The organism is Paenibacillus xylanexedens (assembly GCF_017874615.1).
In the GTDB taxonomy this organism is placed as follows: domain Bacteria; phylum Bacillota; class Bacilli; order Paenibacillales; family Paenibacillaceae; genus Paenibacillus; species Paenibacillus xylanexedens.
Genome location: NZ_JAGIKV010000008.1, coordinates 36400 through 51860 on the forward strand (window position 1 = coordinate 36400; position 15461 = coordinate 51860).

General features: G+C 47.3%; 14 protein-coding genes. 7 read left to right on the top strand and 7 right to left on the bottom strand.

The genetic code is table 11. The features are described from left to right. The first annotated feature begins 325 nt into the window (after window positions 1-325). Window positions 326-949 (top strand): acetate uptake transporter, encoded by a 624-nt coding sequence (locus tag J2Z28_RS12225; protein WP_091012490.1) that lies wholly within the window; start codon window positions 326-328, stop codon window positions 947-949. A gap of 212 nt (window positions 950-1161) precedes the next feature. Further along, window positions 1162-1674, top strand: a complete 513-nt coding sequence (locus J2Z28_RS12230; RefSeq protein ID WP_026081401.1) for an acyl-CoA thioesterase — start codon at window positions 1162-1164, stop codon at window positions 1672-1674. 7 nt (window positions 1675-1681) lie between these two features. Here the strand turns inward: J2Z28_RS12230 and J2Z28_RS12235 are convergent, their stop codons facing one another. Beyond that, window positions 1682-2320: a TetR/AcrR family transcriptional regulator gene (locus tag J2Z28_RS12235; RefSeq protein ID WP_017691633.1), complete on the bottom strand. Its 639-nt coding sequence runs from the start codon at window positions 2318-2320 to the stop codon at window positions 1682-1684. Window positions 2321-2515: 195 nt separating this feature from the next. Between J2Z28_RS12235 and J2Z28_RS12240 the strand changes: the two genes are divergently transcribed. Next, window positions 2516-3283, top strand: a complete 768-nt coding sequence (locus tag J2Z28_RS12240; RefSeq protein WP_017691632.1) for an SDR family NAD(P)-dependent oxidoreductase — start codon at window positions 2516-2518, stop codon at window positions 3281-3283. 451 nt (window positions 3284-3734) lie between these two features. Here the strand turns inward: J2Z28_RS12240 and J2Z28_RS12245 are convergent, their stop codons facing one another. The 3 genes from J2Z28_RS12245 to J2Z28_RS12255 all read right to left on the bottom strand — a co-directional run bounded on the left by J2Z28_RS12245 (window position 3735) and on the right by J2Z28_RS12255 (window position 6175). Then, window positions 3735-4022 carry a hypothetical protein gene (locus tag J2Z28_RS12245; protein ID WP_415841448.1) on the bottom strand — a complete coding sequence of 96 codons (288 nt, stop codon included), beginning with the start codon at window positions 4020-4022 and terminating at the stop codon, window positions 3735-3737. Between the two features lie 138 nt (window positions 4023-4160). Continuing rightward, window positions 4161-5498, bottom strand: coding sequence for a sensor histidine kinase (locus tag J2Z28_RS12250; protein ID WP_211082713.1), 1338 nt, complete (start codon window positions 5496-5498; stop codon window positions 4161-4163). Continuing rightward, window positions 5498-6175 (bottom strand): response regulator transcription factor, encoded by a 678-nt coding sequence (locus tag J2Z28_RS12255; protein WP_017691629.1) that lies wholly within the window; start codon window positions 6173-6175, stop codon window positions 5498-5500. Before J2Z28_RS12255 ends, J2Z28_RS12250 begins: the two co-directional genes overlap by 1 nt. 253 nt (window positions 6176-6428) lie before the next feature. Here J2Z28_RS12255 and J2Z28_RS12260 point away from each other — a divergent pair, with 253 nt between their 5' ends. The 3 genes from J2Z28_RS12260 to J2Z28_RS12270 are packed head-to-tail and all read left to right on the top strand — an operon-like array spanning window position 6429 to window position 10269. After that, window positions 6429-7259 (top strand): polyphosphate polymerase domain-containing protein, encoded by an 831-nt coding sequence (locus J2Z28_RS12260; RefSeq protein WP_211082714.1) that lies wholly within the window; start codon window positions 6429-6431, stop codon window positions 7257-7259. Then, window positions 7252-7932, top strand: coding sequence for a DUF4956 domain-containing protein (locus tag J2Z28_RS12265; RefSeq protein ID WP_211082715.1), 681 nt, complete (start codon window positions 7252-7254; stop codon window positions 7930-7932). The genes J2Z28_RS12260 and J2Z28_RS12265 overlap by 8 nt, the downstream gene beginning before the upstream one ends. 27 nt (window positions 7933-7959) lie before the next feature. After that, complete coding sequence (locus J2Z28_RS12270) at window positions 7960-10269, top strand: carbohydrate-binding domain-containing protein (RefSeq protein WP_211082716.1); 2310 nt, start codon at window positions 7960-7962, stop codon at window positions 10267-10269. A 229-nt stretch (window positions 10270-10498) separates the two neighbouring features. On the opposite strand, the gene J2Z28_RS12275 is transcribed toward J2Z28_RS12270, so the two are convergent. Beyond that, window positions 10499-11077, bottom strand: a complete 579-nt coding sequence (locus tag J2Z28_RS12275; protein ID WP_211082717.1) for a class I SAM-dependent methyltransferase — start codon at window positions 11075-11077, stop codon at window positions 10499-10501. Between the two features lie 26 nt (window positions 11078-11103). Next, the gene (locus J2Z28_RS12280; RefSeq protein ID WP_211082718.1) at window positions 11104-11775 is read right to left on the bottom strand and encodes an FHA domain-containing protein; all 672 of its coding nucleotides are present in this window, start codon (window positions 11773-11775) and stop codon (window positions 11104-11106) included. A 449-nt stretch (window positions 11776-12224) separates the two neighbouring features. On the opposite strand from J2Z28_RS12280, the gene J2Z28_RS12285 reads away from it, so the two are divergent. Then, window positions 12225-12380: a hypothetical protein gene (locus J2Z28_RS12285; RefSeq protein WP_211082719.1), complete on the top strand. Its 156-nt coding sequence runs from the start codon at window positions 12225-12227 to the stop codon at window positions 12378-12380. Window positions 12381-12759: 379 nt separating this feature from the next. Here the strand turns inward: J2Z28_RS12285 and J2Z28_RS12290 are convergent, their stop codons facing one another. Further along, window positions 12760-15348, bottom strand: a complete 2589-nt coding sequence (locus J2Z28_RS12290) for a DUF2339 domain-containing protein (protein ID WP_211082720.1) — start codon at window positions 15346-15348, stop codon at window positions 12760-12762. Window positions 15349-15461 lie beyond the last annotated feature (113 nt).

The window sequence follows — 15461 nt, forward strand, 5'->3', positions numbered from 1 at the left end:
TTTGATAAAGATTATTTTATCACACTAGAGCTTATCCGAAAATGGCTGATATGACGCAATTTTAGTGGTATTATCGAGGGTTGGATTCTAACGTCTGGCCTCATCATTCACCGCCAGAACGGATTGTGTCGTAAATGTGTATATTGAAAAAACAAAAAGTCTATTGGTTCAAAAGGTAATAAAATCCCTTTCCATAACGGGGTCATTCAGGTACAATAGGGCGATGTGTGTGTCCGGACCCGGCGGATACAAATGATGTAATTTAGAGGACGGCCAACGACGGCCATGGATCCTGATTTGATATTATTGGAGGCTTATCATCACCATGCAGACCGATTCACAGACTAAAGTCAAAATTGTTAACGCCGATCCCAGCGCAATGGGATTATTTGGGTTGGCTATCGTAACCCTGGTCGCTTCTTCCCAAAAGCTTGGTATTACGGATGGACTTAGCTACGCTATTCCTTGGGCGATCTTCCTGGGTGCTTTTGCCCAGCTATTCGCATGTATTCAAGATTCCAAACGCAACAATACCTTTGGCACAACGGCTTTTGGCGCGTACGCATTCTTCTGGTTCGCCATGGCTGCCAACTGGATGATCAAAATGGGCGTATTCGGCTCCACTCTCGCTGAACAGGCCGATGGCAAGCAGCTCGGATTTGCTTTTGCCGGATACCTCGTATTCACCCTGTTCATGACGATCGGTGCGATTGAAGCGAATAAAGTATTGCTTATCATCTTCATTCTGATTGACTTCCTGTTCCTTGGCTTGACCTTTGACGCTTTCGGCGTAGCTCCTCACATTTTCCACACCATTGCAGCATACGCTGAAATGGCGATCGGAATTGTGTCCCTGTATGGTACAGGTGCTTCGGTACTGAACGCTCACTTCGGTTATGCGTTCTTGCCGATCGGCAAACCGTCCGGCATTTTCAAGCCCAAGGCTTAATATACAGCAGCAAACCGCCAGCGCGCCGGTCCGCGCCTGGCGGTTTTTTTTGCAGTCCAACTTCATTTGAATATGTATCTGACCGACACCTATACTAGGGATAATAGATCAGAAATATATCCTGCAACACCTGAAATGAAATGTCACAGCAGCCATACTGTCAGGAGGAAAAAAGCATGAGAGAGATACCGAAACCAACGGAGATGGATCAGGTGGAGAAAAAATATGTGCGCGAAACACGTTGTTTCAAGACGGCACGGGTGTTCCCAACCGATGTCAACAATCATAATACGCTATTCGGCGGCAAGCTGATGTCCTACATTGATGATATTGCATCCATCGCCGCTTCCAAGCTATGCCGGGTCAATACCGTAACGGCTTCAACCGACTCTGTCGATTTCCTGTACCCGATTAATCCAACGGATTCGGTTACGCTTGAATCGTTCGCGTCCTGGACAGGACGAAGTTCCATGGAGATTTTTGTGAAGGTGATTCGAGAGGATCTGAAGACCGGAGAGAAGAAAATTGCAGCGACTGCATTTCTGACCTTTGTGGCCTTGGACGAAAATAATCGGAAACTGATTGTACCTCGTATCATCCCCGAGACGGAAGAAGAGAAGAAACTATACGAGACCGCTCCGGATCGGGCGGCCATGCGGAAACAACGACGGGAAGAAAGCAAAAAATTCGCTGACTTCCTGACCGTTACTTATCCTTGGGAATAAAAACATGTTAATCCAACAGCATACGCTCGTGAATAGTCCGACCCTTCTGCCCTGGTTCAATCAGCAGACGGGTCGGTTTGATGTTAATCAGTGCCGTAAGCTGCTCTCCCATATAATGCGCAGAATACTTGAATCCAATCTCCGCCCAGTGCATAATCACGCCCACCGTAGCAGATACCAGATAACTTAACATGATGTCATAATTAATGGTTTGCTCGCTATCTTCGGTCACTAATACAAAATCTTCGGTTAAGTACGTTCTAAACATATTGCATAGTCGGGAACCCATATCTGAATGCATCGTTATTAATGCACGGAAAATATCCTGATGGGCCTCAATATATTCAAATACAGGCATCGTGGATGGCAGCAATGCAGTCATGTCCACTTCTTTGAGCTGTGCGTATGGTTCTGCATAAGCTCGCCCCACTCCCTGCATGAAATCATCCAGAATGAACTGTAATAACTCCGGTTTGCCGGGAAAATGTAAATAGAAGGTTCCCCGGTTGTAATCCGCCCGCTCCGTGATGTCCCGAATGGTTAAAGCGTCTGCTCCTTTCTCCAATATCAAAGAAACCGCCGCAGCGATGATCGCATCCTGCGTTCTTCGTGCTCTCCGGTCCTGAGGATGTTCGATGATCAACATTTTCGCCTCCTTTGTTCATTATTGTAATATAAATGAACACCGCTTACATCTCTGTCCGATAGCTGACATATGCGCTGTCAATGATTATTGTCACACTGCTATGTATATCTTAACATTGAGACAGGAACGATAGACGACAGGTTGAAACTTTTTTTGAAGAATACCTGCCAATAATGAATAAGGAGCGGATATATCATGAGTACATCCTATACACATACAGCCGTTATTACAGGAGCAGCCGGAGGCATTGGTAAAGAATTGGCACGCCGCCTCGCTGAGCGCAAAATCAACTTGGTTCTGGTGGACCTGAATGAAGAAGCTATCCAGCAGACAATTACCGATCTGAACCTCGACAAAGAGCACGTAATCGCCGTAAAAGCGAACGTATCCCAAGAAGCAGACGTGAAAAACTATGTGCAAAAAGCACTGGATGCGTTTGGCCGAATCGATTATTTTGCCAACAACGCCGGGATTGAAGGTCCAACAGGACTGATCGAAGACCTGAGTGTTGAAGCACTCGACACTGTATATAACGTCAACATTCGTGGGGTATTCCTGGGTCTGCAAAATGTCATTCCAGTAATGAAAAAACAAAAATCCGGTGCGATTCTAAATACCTCTTCTCTCGCGGGTCTGATGGGTGCACCTGCTGTATCTCCATATATTATGTCCAAACATGCCGTGGTTGGCCTCACGCGTACCGCTGCAAATGAACTTGCACCTTATAATATTCGGGTTAATGCTGTATTGCCAGGTACAATCAACACACGCATGATGCGCCAGATTGAAGCAAATTCAGGTAACGTGGAAGATTATCAGTCCGCTACCGTATCCAGCATTCCAATGGGCCGTTATGGTGAACCGGAAGAAGTAGCAGCGGTCATGAACTTCCTGTTGTCCGAAGAAGCATCCTATGTAACAGCTTCTCTCTACACCGTAGACGGCGGCATGATGGGTCAATAAGAAGCTGTACACTGTAGGATGGTTCCGATAGAACTTCAATTCCATCCTTAGAAAAGTTATACCGACAGGTGTTCCCGAAGGAATGCCTGGTCGCTACAATCTAAAAAAGGCCTCAACACCACAGTATTGTGGAGTTGAGGTCTTTTTGACAGTACAACACTTGCCATGCATTAGGCTGCATCTGTGAGATTTCACTTTTGAAACAGCCATTTAACGCCTCGTTGCAACTTGTGATCACTCTAACGAATCTAGGGCACCTTATATCGGCTAAAAGCGCTTATTTCCCGAACTAAGGAATCTCAGACACGCTAATTCCGCAGAAATGCTGCAATTGCACCAAAAAGTCCTGAAATCCAGAGAATAACGTGTCAGAGATTCGTTACATTCCCAATCGAGCGAGAAATACCCGAATAAGGCGTGTCAGGTTCGTTAGATTTTGCCTACACTTAACTTAATCGACGTACCCTGCGTGACCCTTGTCCATCAAGTAGTCCATCTCAGCATCCAGGATGCTTTCTACGGTCAACTCATCCAGCTTCACATCTTTGCGACTAAGGATGTAATCCGCCAGATCATCGCCGTCAATATCCACATCGTTACCTTTAGTATTTTCGTGCGCCTTGTTGATATACGCTTGCTCATGCTTCAGCACAAGAGCAATGTTCGCCTGGCTTGCCTTCGTTTTATCTGCAATATATTGCATCATTTCTTGTTCATTAATTGCGTTTGCTTCTGCCACGTTCAGTTCATCTCCTTGATTCATACATACTGTTGCCATTGTAGCATAGGTTAACCCATTACAGGCAGAACTTATGCCTGACGAACGATTATAGAGCGGTAGCGAAGGTTAGTGTGGAGCCGGCTCATCACTCTGCCCCTACGACAACCGCACGTAAAATGTAGCACCCTCTCCGACCACACTTCGAGCGTACAGCTCTCCTTTGTGCTGATCCACAATGGAACGAGCAATCGCCAGCCCCAGACCATGCCCACCATGTTTGCGGGCTCTTGACGAATCCGTACGATAGAATCGATCGAAGATCCGATCCAGATGTTCCGGTGCAATGCCTTCACCAGTGTTGGATACGGCCAGCACGACATCATTATTCTGTTTCTGGAGGGTGACGTTTACCGACCCTTTGGGACCAGAATACTTCACCGCATTATCGAGCAGGATCAGAATGACCTGTTTGATCTGCTCACTGTTCCCATGAACCGTAAGATTCGGCTCAATGTTGTAATCAAGGGAGATGTTTTTCTCAAAAATAACGGCCTCCATTGGTAAAATAATACTCTCTACAGCGTCGCTCATATTAAACTTCGCATGAATCATCGTGGAGCGTGAGTCGTCCATCTGTGTCAAATAGAGCAGATCATTCGTAAGTCCGGTCATGCGCTCGGTTTCCGACTTGATATAGTGCAGCCACTTCGCCTGGTTTGCTATTGTATCCTCCTGATTCGCAAGCAGTACGTCGGTATTGGTACTGATGATCGCCAGAGGTGTCTTCAGCTCATGCGAAGCATCACCGATGAATTGTTTTTGCTTCTCAAACGCTTCCCTGACTGGCGCAATGGAGCGATTCGCAAAATAACGGCTCAGGAAGTAGATCACAATCAACATGATTAATCCAACAACAACAAATGTATAGATCAGATTCGTAAGAATACCTTGTTGCGCCGTCACATCAATGAATACGATCATATGCCCGGTACCACTCGAATCAACCACATAGGCCCAGTCCGTTCCATCCAGTGCAAATTGTCCAGTATGCCGTTCCGAATCACTAACTTTATTCTGGTCAACCTTTTGCAGCGCCTCCGTATAGAACGTATCTTCCATATCAAATTGAGAATGCGTATCCGTTACCTTCCACTGGTCATCCGTCTTGATCATGAACGAAACGGAACGTGCCGGAGGTGAGTTGAGATCACCCCACGGTCTTACATTATCACCACCCATGGCATCGGAGGGCAACGAACCTGAATTTGAACCTGTACCTGAGCCCGTCCCCATCCCCCCATCTTCCCCACGAGGCATCTTGGATGAATTATAAGGGCCATGATAGAAATCAGACATCTTGTACAACTCCATATTTGTCTCACGTTGCACATTCTGATACGTAATCGTATAGATCGTAGCAAATGCCACCAGCATCAAAATGGATATGGAGACCAGATTCACGATCAGGAATCGATTTCGGAGTTTCTTGAACATCAGGACGTCACCTCAAGTACATACCCGACACCCCGAATCGTGTTAATACGGACGGCAGAGTTCAGGAAGGTTAATTTTTTGCGCAAAAACGAGATGTACACCTCCACATTGTTATACTCCACTTCCGAATCAAATCCCCATAACTTCTCAATAATCTGCTCTTTGGAGGTAATCGCCTGTTTGCGGGCAATCAACAGCTCCAGCAGTTCATTCTCCTTCAGATTCAGCTTGATTTCCTTCCCCTGAACGCTCAGCTTCAACTGCGTTGTGTTCAGCTCAATGTCACCGAATTTCAGTCCGTCCTCGGGAACCACTTCGCCCTTCCGTCTTAAGGCTGCACGAATCCGCGCCAGCAATTCCTCTGTAGCGAAAGGCTTGGCGATATAATCATCGGCACCATAATCGAGGCCTGTGACTTTGTCCGATAGTTCACCTTTGGCCGTAAGCAGAATGACAGGGGTATGATTCCCTTCACTGCGGAGTTTCTTCAGGACGGTGATCCCGTCCATCTCCGGCATCATGATGTCGAGTAGTAACAGGTCGTAGATACCGCTCTGCGCATAATCGAATCCTGATCTGCCGTCGTGGACCATGTCCACGGAGTAGTTGTTTTTTTTCAAAATCTGCGATACAGCCTCTGCCAAATGAACCTCATCTTCCGCAATTAATATTCTCATGCTCTATTCATTCCTCTGCTTGAATTATTTCTCTCAACGGATCTGTTCTACATGTGCTTATTCTATTAATTAAACCTTGAATCAATCTTAATGCATTTTGTGCACGCGTACTATTATAGGAAGGTAAAAAAATGTTAACGCAATGTAAAATCATTTAAGATTCATTCAAGGTTGGCGCTCTAAGATACAGACATGGAAGCAATACACGATGCAACAAAACATACAACCCACCAACGAAAGGAATGAGTCCCACATGGCTATTGAAGTATTCAATCGATACGAGAGCAAATACCTTCTGACGGATGAACAGTACGCACATTTCTACAATGACCTGCTGAAATACATGGAGCTGGATGCCTACAACAAGAAACATGAGTACTACTCCATCAGCAACCTGTACTTCGACACTCCACAGGATTCCCTGATTCGCGCCAGTCTCTCCAAACCAAAATACAAGGAGAAGCTGAGACTACGGGCTTATGGAGTACCTGAAGAGAATGCCAAGGTGTATCTGGAGATCAAAAAGAAAGTATTTGGCCTGGTGAACAAGCGCAGAACAGCCTTGAAGCTGGATGAAGCTTACGAATTTGTCCGTTCGGGACAGGCACCGGAGCTGGCGGATTATATGAACAAACAGGTTGTGGAGGAGATCAAATACTTCCTTCGCCTCTACGATCTGGAACCGAAAGTGTATCTGGCGTATGAACGCAAAGCACTCTTCGACAAGAACAGCCGGGATCTCCGCATTACCTTTGACACCAACATTCGCAGTCGCAGATACGATCTGAAGCTAGAACAGGGAGATTACGGTGAACCGCTGGTGAAGGACGGTCGATGGCTGATGGAAGTGAAAGCCGAGAAAACCGTTCCGCTGTGGCTCTCGCAACTGCTCTGTGAGCATGGTCTGTACCGCACCGGATTTTCGAAATATGGCAACGAGTTCAGACATCTGGTAAGAACGACGAACCTGAATTACCAGACGGAGCGCATTCTTGTAGCAGGTACCGATTTCGACCCATCCATAGAACAAGAACAAGAACAAGAACAATTAATTAGAGAAAGAGAGAGTGTAATATATGCTTGATTCCATCTTCAACTCAGCTTTGACCGATACCAATTTGACGTTTAACAACGCCGTTATCACCATTGGTCTTGCCATCATTCTGGGGTTGATCATCAGCCTCACCTACATGAAGACCAACCAAAGCACATACTCCCAGAGCTTCACCTTAACGATGGTCGTCCTTCCCGTTATTGTCGCCATCATCATCCTGCTCATCGGCAGCAACATCGCTCGAGCTTTCAGCTTGGCAGGTGCCTTCTCGATCATCCGATTCCGCAGTGCTCCTGGTGATCCAAAGGACATTGCTTATGTATTGTTCACGATGGCTTCCGGTCTTGCCTGCGGTGTAGGCGCTTTTGGATACGCGGTGCTGTTCACCATTATCCTGTGTGTGCTGATGTTTGTTCTGAGTCGCTTCAACTTCGGCGGCAAGAAGAGTCAGCTGAAAACGCTGAAAGTCACCATCCCTGAGAACTTGAGCTATGAAGAAGCACTTAATGAAGTGTTCCATAAATTCAATGTACCATTTGATCTGAAAAAAATCAGAACGACAGAACTTGGCAGTCTCTATGAGCTGGTCTACAGTGTAACCATTCACGAAAGTGTTAGCCAAAAGGAATTCCTCGATGCCATCCGCACACGGAACGGCAACCTGGATATCTCCTTAACCATGAGTCCAACAACGGATTATTAATTTTTTTATTCGAAGGGGATGATCCATATGAAGAAGAACATCATAACAGGCAGCAAACTCTGGTCCATCGCCCTGATTACCAGCCTACTTGCAGCATGCAGTTCACCAGCAACGACGAGCACAACCGCCAATGCCGCAACGTCAACGACAGGAACAACCAAAACGGTATCTGTCAGCGAGCAAACTTCTGTAAAATACGCGGATCTGGTCTCTCTGGATGCTGACGATACCAATATCAGCTGGACTGAGGCAGATTCCACAGCGATTAAACTGAACGGCACAACTGCAACGGTAACCGGTTCGGGCGCCAAAGCAGCCAATGGCTCAGTAACCATCACTGAAGCAGGTACTTATGTACTCAGCGGTGAGCTAACCGACGGCCAGATTGTGGTCAACGTTGCCGATAAGGGCACCGTACATCTCGTATTAAACGGAGCAACAATTCATGATAACGACAGTGCTGCAATCTATATTCAGAAAGCCGGTAAAGCGGTAATTACACTCGAAAAAGGTACCCAGAATACCGTTTCCGATGGTAAAACGTATGTGTACGCCGATGCTACGACAGACGAGCCGGATGCTGCGATCTTCAGCAAAGCGGATCTCACGTTCAACGGTGCAGGTCAATTGATCGTCACAGGTAACTATAATGAAGGTATTACGAGCAAGGATGATCTGAAAATCATTAGTGGTAACATCAGTGTCAAAGCAGCCGATGACGGCATCAAAGGAAAGGATATGGTCGCCATTCAAGCGGGCACCATTACCATTCAGGCCGAAGGTGACGGCATCAAATCGACCAATGACACGGATACCACTAAAGGCTTCGTTGCCATCGCAGGAGGTACCTTCGATATTCAGAGTGGCAATGATGGTATTCAAGCCGAAACCGCACTCGTGGCAGATGGCGGCACATACAACATTGTAACAGGCGGCGGTAGCGCCAATGCACCAGCCAAAGTAGAAGAAGGTCCATTTGGCGGCGGTGGCGGTGGATGGGGTGGCGGAACACCTCCAACCGATATGGGCACACCACCGGATGGCGAACCTCCTGCAGATATGCCGGAGATGCCTAATAACAGCGGTATGAATACAGGTGCTACTACAAACGGCGCAGGAGCATCCAACTCTGCCAATACACCAACAACAACAACAACAACGGATAACAATGCCGATGCGGACACAGCAACAACAGCAACCGAGTCCACAAGTGCCAAAGCACTCAAAGCAGGTACAGACCTTACGGTTAATGGTGGTACGTATACCATTGATTCCATGGATGATTCCCTGCACAGTAACAATAACGTGACAGTCAACGACGGAACATTCAACATTGAATCCGGTGATGACGGCATTCATGCCGATCAGGAGCTGACGATTAACGGCGGAACCATCACGATTGCGAAGAGCTATGAAGGACTTGAAGGTGCAATCATTACCCTGAACGATGGGGATGTGGATGTAACGGTATCCGATGATGGCGTCAACGCTGCAGGTGGCGAGACGGAAACAGCTGCGAATACAGCGGCAAGTACAGATAGTACGACTACAGCAACCGATGCCGCAACGACATCCAACATCTCTGAAACGACAGGTACAACATCAACTACCGATCAGGCATCCCAAGGTACAGATGCTACTCAACAAGGACGTGGACCGGGCGGTATGGGCGGTGCAGCAGCGAGCAATAACGAATTCCACATTAACGGCGGTACACTCACTGTGAACGCAGGTGGTGACGGACTGGATTCCAATGGTTCCATTAACATGACTGGTGGTACGGTTATTGTGAACGGACCAACGGATAACGGCAACGGAGCATTGGATTATGACGGTACATTTGAGATTAGCGGTGGGTATCTCGTGGCTGCCGGAAGCTCTGGTATGGCACAAGGAACATCCGATGCTTCTACGCAAAATACCATTGTGATGACATTCCCTGCAACGCAAAAAGCTGGAACACTTGTACATGTACAAGATAGCGAAGGCAACAACATTCTGACATTCGCTCCGGCAAAAGATTATCAAACCGTGGTTGTCAGCTCCCCGGATCTTGCGAAAGACGGTTCCTATGTAATCTACTCCGGTGGTACGTCTACAGGTAAAGCCGTGGATGGACTCTACACAGATGGTACCTATAGTGGCGGAACTCAGGTGGTTGCATTCCAATCGACTAGTAATGTGACTTGGGTGAATGAATCTGGTGTAACCACTGCCAATACAGGTATGGGCGGTCCTGGTGGTGGCGGTGGACAAGGCGGATTCGGAGGCGGCAGAAACAGATCCCAATCCGGTACAACCTCTGAGAGCACTGGCGCTACTGATTCTGCAAAGTAATACGTGCGGTAAGCACTAATCAAGCAATCTCTTGCCCCAACTCAAAGGCGAGACAAAAAGGCCCCGAATCACTTCATAGTGAGTTCGGGGCCTTTTTCGTATCCTCATTCTTACGTGGTATCTGCATTACTATGATATGGAGCACACTCTTTCATCCATTAACGTTATGGCAGAAGGTTTACAGCACTCCAGCTGAGCAAACCTGATGATCACTTTCCTGTTCTTTTCTTTAAAAGGAATACACATACACCTTGGTACGCAGGGCATCCCGACATGTAATAGTGCGTAGCGGTTCTTTCCCTGGCAGGGCAAAACAGACGCTAATCACCTTGGCACCCGGCGGAAGCTCCCGACTGAATTTGTCCAGAAGTCGGGTCATCGCTCCCGGAAACAGATAACAGATCACACAATCCGCATGTTCATAGGAACTGGTGTAGATATCCCCGCGCATGAAGCGCAGCCTGCCCTTGAGAGAGTGCTTTTTTCCCTTGGCTCGACGTAAGCGAACACTGAGATAGGCAATCAGTTGGGAAGACCATAAGGGAATGATCGAATTCTCAATCCCGGTCAGCCTTTTACCAGGGCAATGCCTTACAACATCCAGTCCCAATGTACCCCATCCGGAGCCTGCTTCGAGCACATCCACGTACCCTGGAATGCAGTTTACCTCCTGTATAACCACCTGTCTGACACGACTGGATGTGGGCATCGGGGAGATCCCGTTTTTCCAACTGACAAGTACGATGGATATGACACCTATCAATGTCACCACGGCAATCAGCCATGGAATCAGGTAAATGATGAACATGAACTCATCCCTTTGTTATCACTCATTCATTCCGGCACATGAGACTTCATATATACCCCTTTTTTGTATACAGACTTAATGGTAAAATGTACACCCAGCTTACGATTCGTCCGATAGATTAACGAGTTAATCTCGTCGATCCCTACCGCTTCACTCTCCAGCATGCTCCGCTCCGGCCACACCTGAGCCACAATCTGCTCTCGGGTCACAAAATGGTCCAGTTGACTATACAGCAGCTTGAACAGCTGGTACTCCTTCTTGGACAGCGGAATCTCCACTTCACCGATCTGAACATTTTGCAGGTGATCCTGCAAGCGTACACCCTCACCCAGCAGATCCGACACACGATATTCCCTCGTCTCTCCAAGATCCCCTTCAGCGCGGAGCTGGATCAAACCGTTGACCAGCGTCAGGCTATCTCCTTCGCCAAACGGATATTTCTCATAGGGAACGAGGCGTTGCCCGTTCAGTTCGGTTCCATTTTTGCTATCCAGATCCTCGATCCATAGCTGTTGCTGTACATCATAATGGATGCGGCAATGCCGCTTCGATATCATCTGATTATAAACAGACAAGTCCAATTCACTACCGCCTGTGTAACGTCCCACCGTAATGGAGCGACCCTGGCTTACATAAGCGAACGAGCCGTCACTTTCCTGCCCTGGCGTACGAATGACGATTTTTGCCGTCTCCCGCATATTATTCTCCCACCTTCAACGATCACTCGATCTCTATAAGAGGTTGTTCAAAAAGCCCGCTTTTGATTACTACGGATGCCTAACGGCATCATCAGCATCGAAGATGGAATTCAGCCGAATAAGCATATGCTTACGAAGTATGTTTCCTTCGGAAACATTTTAGTTGCTCACGTAGTTTCCCTACGCTCTGCTACTCCATTTCTAGCTTCATCCCATCTTCTCGGTACTGAAAACCGGTCTTTTTGAACACGTACTATAAACATTTCGTAACAATAATGATAAGATCATCAGATTTGTTCCATTGTTTGCACCGCTATACTTCAATATAGTGGTATACAGGAATGATTTATGTTCGGTTCTACTCACTCTACTATACCAGACGTTGTGCTTTTTTTCTCATGACGGCCGGTTGTCTACTTTAGCTCATTCAACAAGAGAGGTACCTTCCAATGAACAAAAAAAACATTTTCATATACGTGCTGCTCGCCTTCGCCTTGTCCATGACATTAACCGTGCTCTCTCGTATGAGTGATGATGGCGGAGAATCACTGAAAGGCACCTCGGCTGCCGAAACCTCATGGTTACAAATGAAGATCCAGCCCTAAGTCTACTCTATTATAACGTGATCTCCGCGCAAAACGTTTCACGAATGTCATATTAGGCTAAGCCATAGACTCACATCAATAAGGCCCCAGATTGCTGGTAACAGCAGCCCGGAGCCTCATTTTAATCCAAAAAATCTATATTACACGACTTATTTCCCAAAGCGAAGTGAAGTGGACAGCGGACATTCCCACCATCTCACTCACACTCACGTCATTGCCGCTTCTTTCTGGCGCCCAATTTCCTCCACCCATATACAATGAGAGCTACAGGGCCAGCGAACCATAACAACTGCCAAAGCATAATTTTCAGGTCGAATCCCATCTTACGAATCCCTCCCCATATGATCGCAAAGGTAACTACAATCGTTCAAAACCCAAATCAATCTTGGTCTTCCTCCGGCACAGTCGGTTCGTCGCCGGGCTTCGCTGTCTCTCTCGACTGTACTTCCTCCATCCGGCTGGACACCTTCTGGTACAGGTAAGAGATCCCAAGCAATATTACGCCAAAGCTGAAATAGGCAAAGATTTTGCTGCCCGAGGTAAGCATCCCCACATCATAGAACACCATCTTCCCCGTAGCGAACAACGTTAGGCCAAGGCCGAGACGCCGAATCATGACATATTTTCTACGGAATCCATAGGCAATATAGAGAATCGCCAGCAGCAGATAGATCAGGCTGAACATCAGCCCCACATCACCCCAATGGAACTGGATCGTCAGAAATACGGTGATAACACCTAGCAAATATACTCCTGCGATAACCGGGTACCATTCAATGCTCTTGAACTGCCCGCGGATGCCTGCAATCAGCAGATCCCTTCCTGCAAAGAATACCCCTACGTTAAAGATAATTAGCACCAGCAAACCAACAATCTCCGCCGCCGTATGCTGCTGAACTTCCGGCTGAAGCGCTGGCATGGTTAAGGTTACGGCCAGTGCAATACAGCAGCCAATAGCATGCAAGAAGGTGGTATACACCTGCACGTATCGATCACGCAGCAGCTTCACCTTGCTCAGCCCATAGGCCAATGCAATGGTGAGCGCTGCAAACATGAGCAACGTGTAGAACATGTATAACAGGAACGTCCCATCGACAGCTCTGGTATACAATTCATTCGACTCATACAGCACGTATAACCACAGATTCGCAAGTGTCACATACTTGAATCCGTTCAGGAAGCCCAGCTCCAGCAGGTTGTAGTGCAATCTCTCCTTGGAAAATGAACTGCTGCCAACTGCCCAGGCATAATAAAGTGTAATAAGCAGGGTCCCCAGCGTGATGCTGGTGTATTTTAGCATAAAGTAAGAACGTTCCCCGATGAAGAATAGCGCCAGTAGATCGTAGTACACAAAAGTGATTAGACATAGAAGCACGATGCCCCATCCGGCACGTTCCACCGATTTGAGCCGTTTCAGATGTCCAAGCGTAACCAACAGAACCCCTTCGATTAACCAACCCATCGATAACCACTTGGCCCCGAATTGGAACGGAATAATCAGAATGGCAAAGGTCAGGGAAGTGATATAGAAGAGCAGAATCGTCTGTTTCTCCTGAGCCATATGGCGCTGGACGAATCGTGCGAGGCCCAGATACACCACGCAGAAGATCAACGCCAGCAAACCCTGAGCATCATTCCAATCCGCCACATCAAATAACACGTATAACATCAGACAACTAATGCTCGTATTCATGGCGAGTAGAGCGAAATCCCACCAGGTTAACTTCATCCGGTGTTTGAATGGATATGCCAGCGTGATACCTAGATATAATGCAAACGTCACAATGGAATACAACATGCCAATCTTCTCACTTGGCGAAAGCCATAATAAGATGAGCATGGATGGTGTGTTGAACATGAAACTGATATAGTGCACCACCGGCCACCGTTTGCCGAATGATATGAATACAATAATGCCGTTTAAGAGTAGCAGATAGATCATGGCTACATAGACAGCAGTGCCCTCAAGCCCGAACGAGAACATGTAGGAGAATAACGGAAGATATCCGCCTACCAAACCTAGTGAACAGATGGTCTTCGACTGGTATCTCAAGGACAACAATACGGAGATTGCCGATACAAATACAGACAGGGCAAGTCCCGTATATAACCCGATAATATGCAGTAAAAAGTAACTATAGAAGACGGAGCCGAACAACACGGATATCCCACCGCCGAGCAGCCCCATCGCAAACGTCTGCCTTTTGCGGCGGAACAGCCACTCTCCTCCAGCAAGCATTAGCGCACCGAGCAGGAAAAAGGCTCCGCTCTTCATCTCGTCATTAAACCAGGTCGAGTACGAATATTGGAACGCTGCTCCAACCCCCAGAATGAGGAGCAGGATGGCTACCTTGTTGATCCAGCTGAGTCCAATCTTCATCTCCATGCGATTCTGCTTGATCCGACGCTGAATGGTCTCTTCGCTTAATCCCTCTTCCGCCATCTGCTCATATCCACGTTCCATGTGCCCACGCAGAGCCTCTTCTCTCTCCTGTACGGCTCGTCTGTGCGTTTCAATGCGCTCTTTCACCTCAGCCGCAAGGTAAGCAATCCTCTCCTTCACCTCGTGGGAATCCTCTTGCAACTCCTGTGCGGCCTGGTTGTACAGCGCGTTCAGATTGGATTTGGTTCGATGTTCATGGAATGCAATTCGATCATTATGTACCGCTGTTTTCCCTTGAAAATAGGTCTCCATCTTCTCCCGGGATACCCGGATCAGATTCAGCTTCTCATCCAGCATCTGCTCGGATAACGCCGTGCGAAGACGTGCATTCTCTTCTTCCATCTTGCGCGAGCGAAGTTCGAGCTGTTGCAGCTTGAGTTTGTGAGCTTCATACTGTTCCTGTAACTGTTCATTCTGAACGATCAGGTCATCGGACTGGTATTCTTGGAGCAAGGCGTGATACTCCTTCGCCAGCTTCTTCTGCTGCTCCTGAACCTGTTGAAGCCGATCCTTAAACTCCTTCATGAGCTTCCTCCGTTGGTTGATGTTTAATCTTTTCCCTATATTTTACTATATGTATGCCATTCACTACAGCCCAAGCAACAAAAATAAAAAACATCAGCATTTCCGGTTTTTGC

Coding starts and splice junctions, on each gene's coding strand:
- J2Z28_RS12260 (WP_211082714.1), top strand. CDS start 6,429: ATGGCTATTGAAGTATTCAATCGATACGAGAGCAAATACCTTCTGACG.
- J2Z28_RS12240 (WP_017691632.1), top strand. CDS start 2,516: ATGAGTACATCCTATACACATACAGCCGTTATTACAGGAGCAGCCGGA.
- J2Z28_RS12235 (WP_017691633.1), bottom strand. CDS start 2,320: ATGTTGATCATCGAACATCCTCAGGACCGGAGAGCACGAAGAACGCAG.
- J2Z28_RS12270 (WP_211082716.1), top strand. CDS start 7,960: ATGAAGAAGAACATCATAACAGGCAGCAAACTCTGGTCCATCGCCCTG.
- J2Z28_RS12280 (WP_211082718.1), bottom strand. CDS start 11,775: ATGCGGGAGACGGCAAAAATCGTCATTCGTACGCCAGGGCAGGAAAGT.
- J2Z28_RS12275 (WP_211082717.1), bottom strand. CDS start 11,077: ATGTTCATCATTTACCTGATTCCATGGCTGATTGCCGTGGTGACATTG.
- J2Z28_RS12255 (WP_017691629.1), bottom strand. CDS start 6,175: ATGAGAATATTAATTGCGGAAGATGAGGTTCATTTGGCAGAGGCTGTA.
- J2Z28_RS12285 (WP_211082719.1), top strand. CDS start 12,225: ATGAACAAAAAAAACATTTTCATATACGTGCTGCTCGCCTTCGCCTTG.
- J2Z28_RS12290 (WP_211082720.1), bottom strand. CDS start 15,348: ATGAAGGAGTTTAAGGATCGGCTTCAACAGGTTCAGGAGCAGCAGAAG.
- J2Z28_RS12250 (WP_211082713.1), bottom strand. CDS start 5,498: ATGTTCAAGAAACTCCGAAATCGATTCCTGATCGTGAATCTGGTCTCC.
- J2Z28_RS12265 (WP_211082715.1), top strand. CDS start 7,252: ATGCTTGATTCCATCTTCAACTCAGCTTTGACCGATACCAATTTGACG.
- J2Z28_RS12225 (WP_091012490.1), top strand. CDS start 326: ATGCAGACCGATTCACAGACTAAAGTCAAAATTGTTAACGCCGATCCC.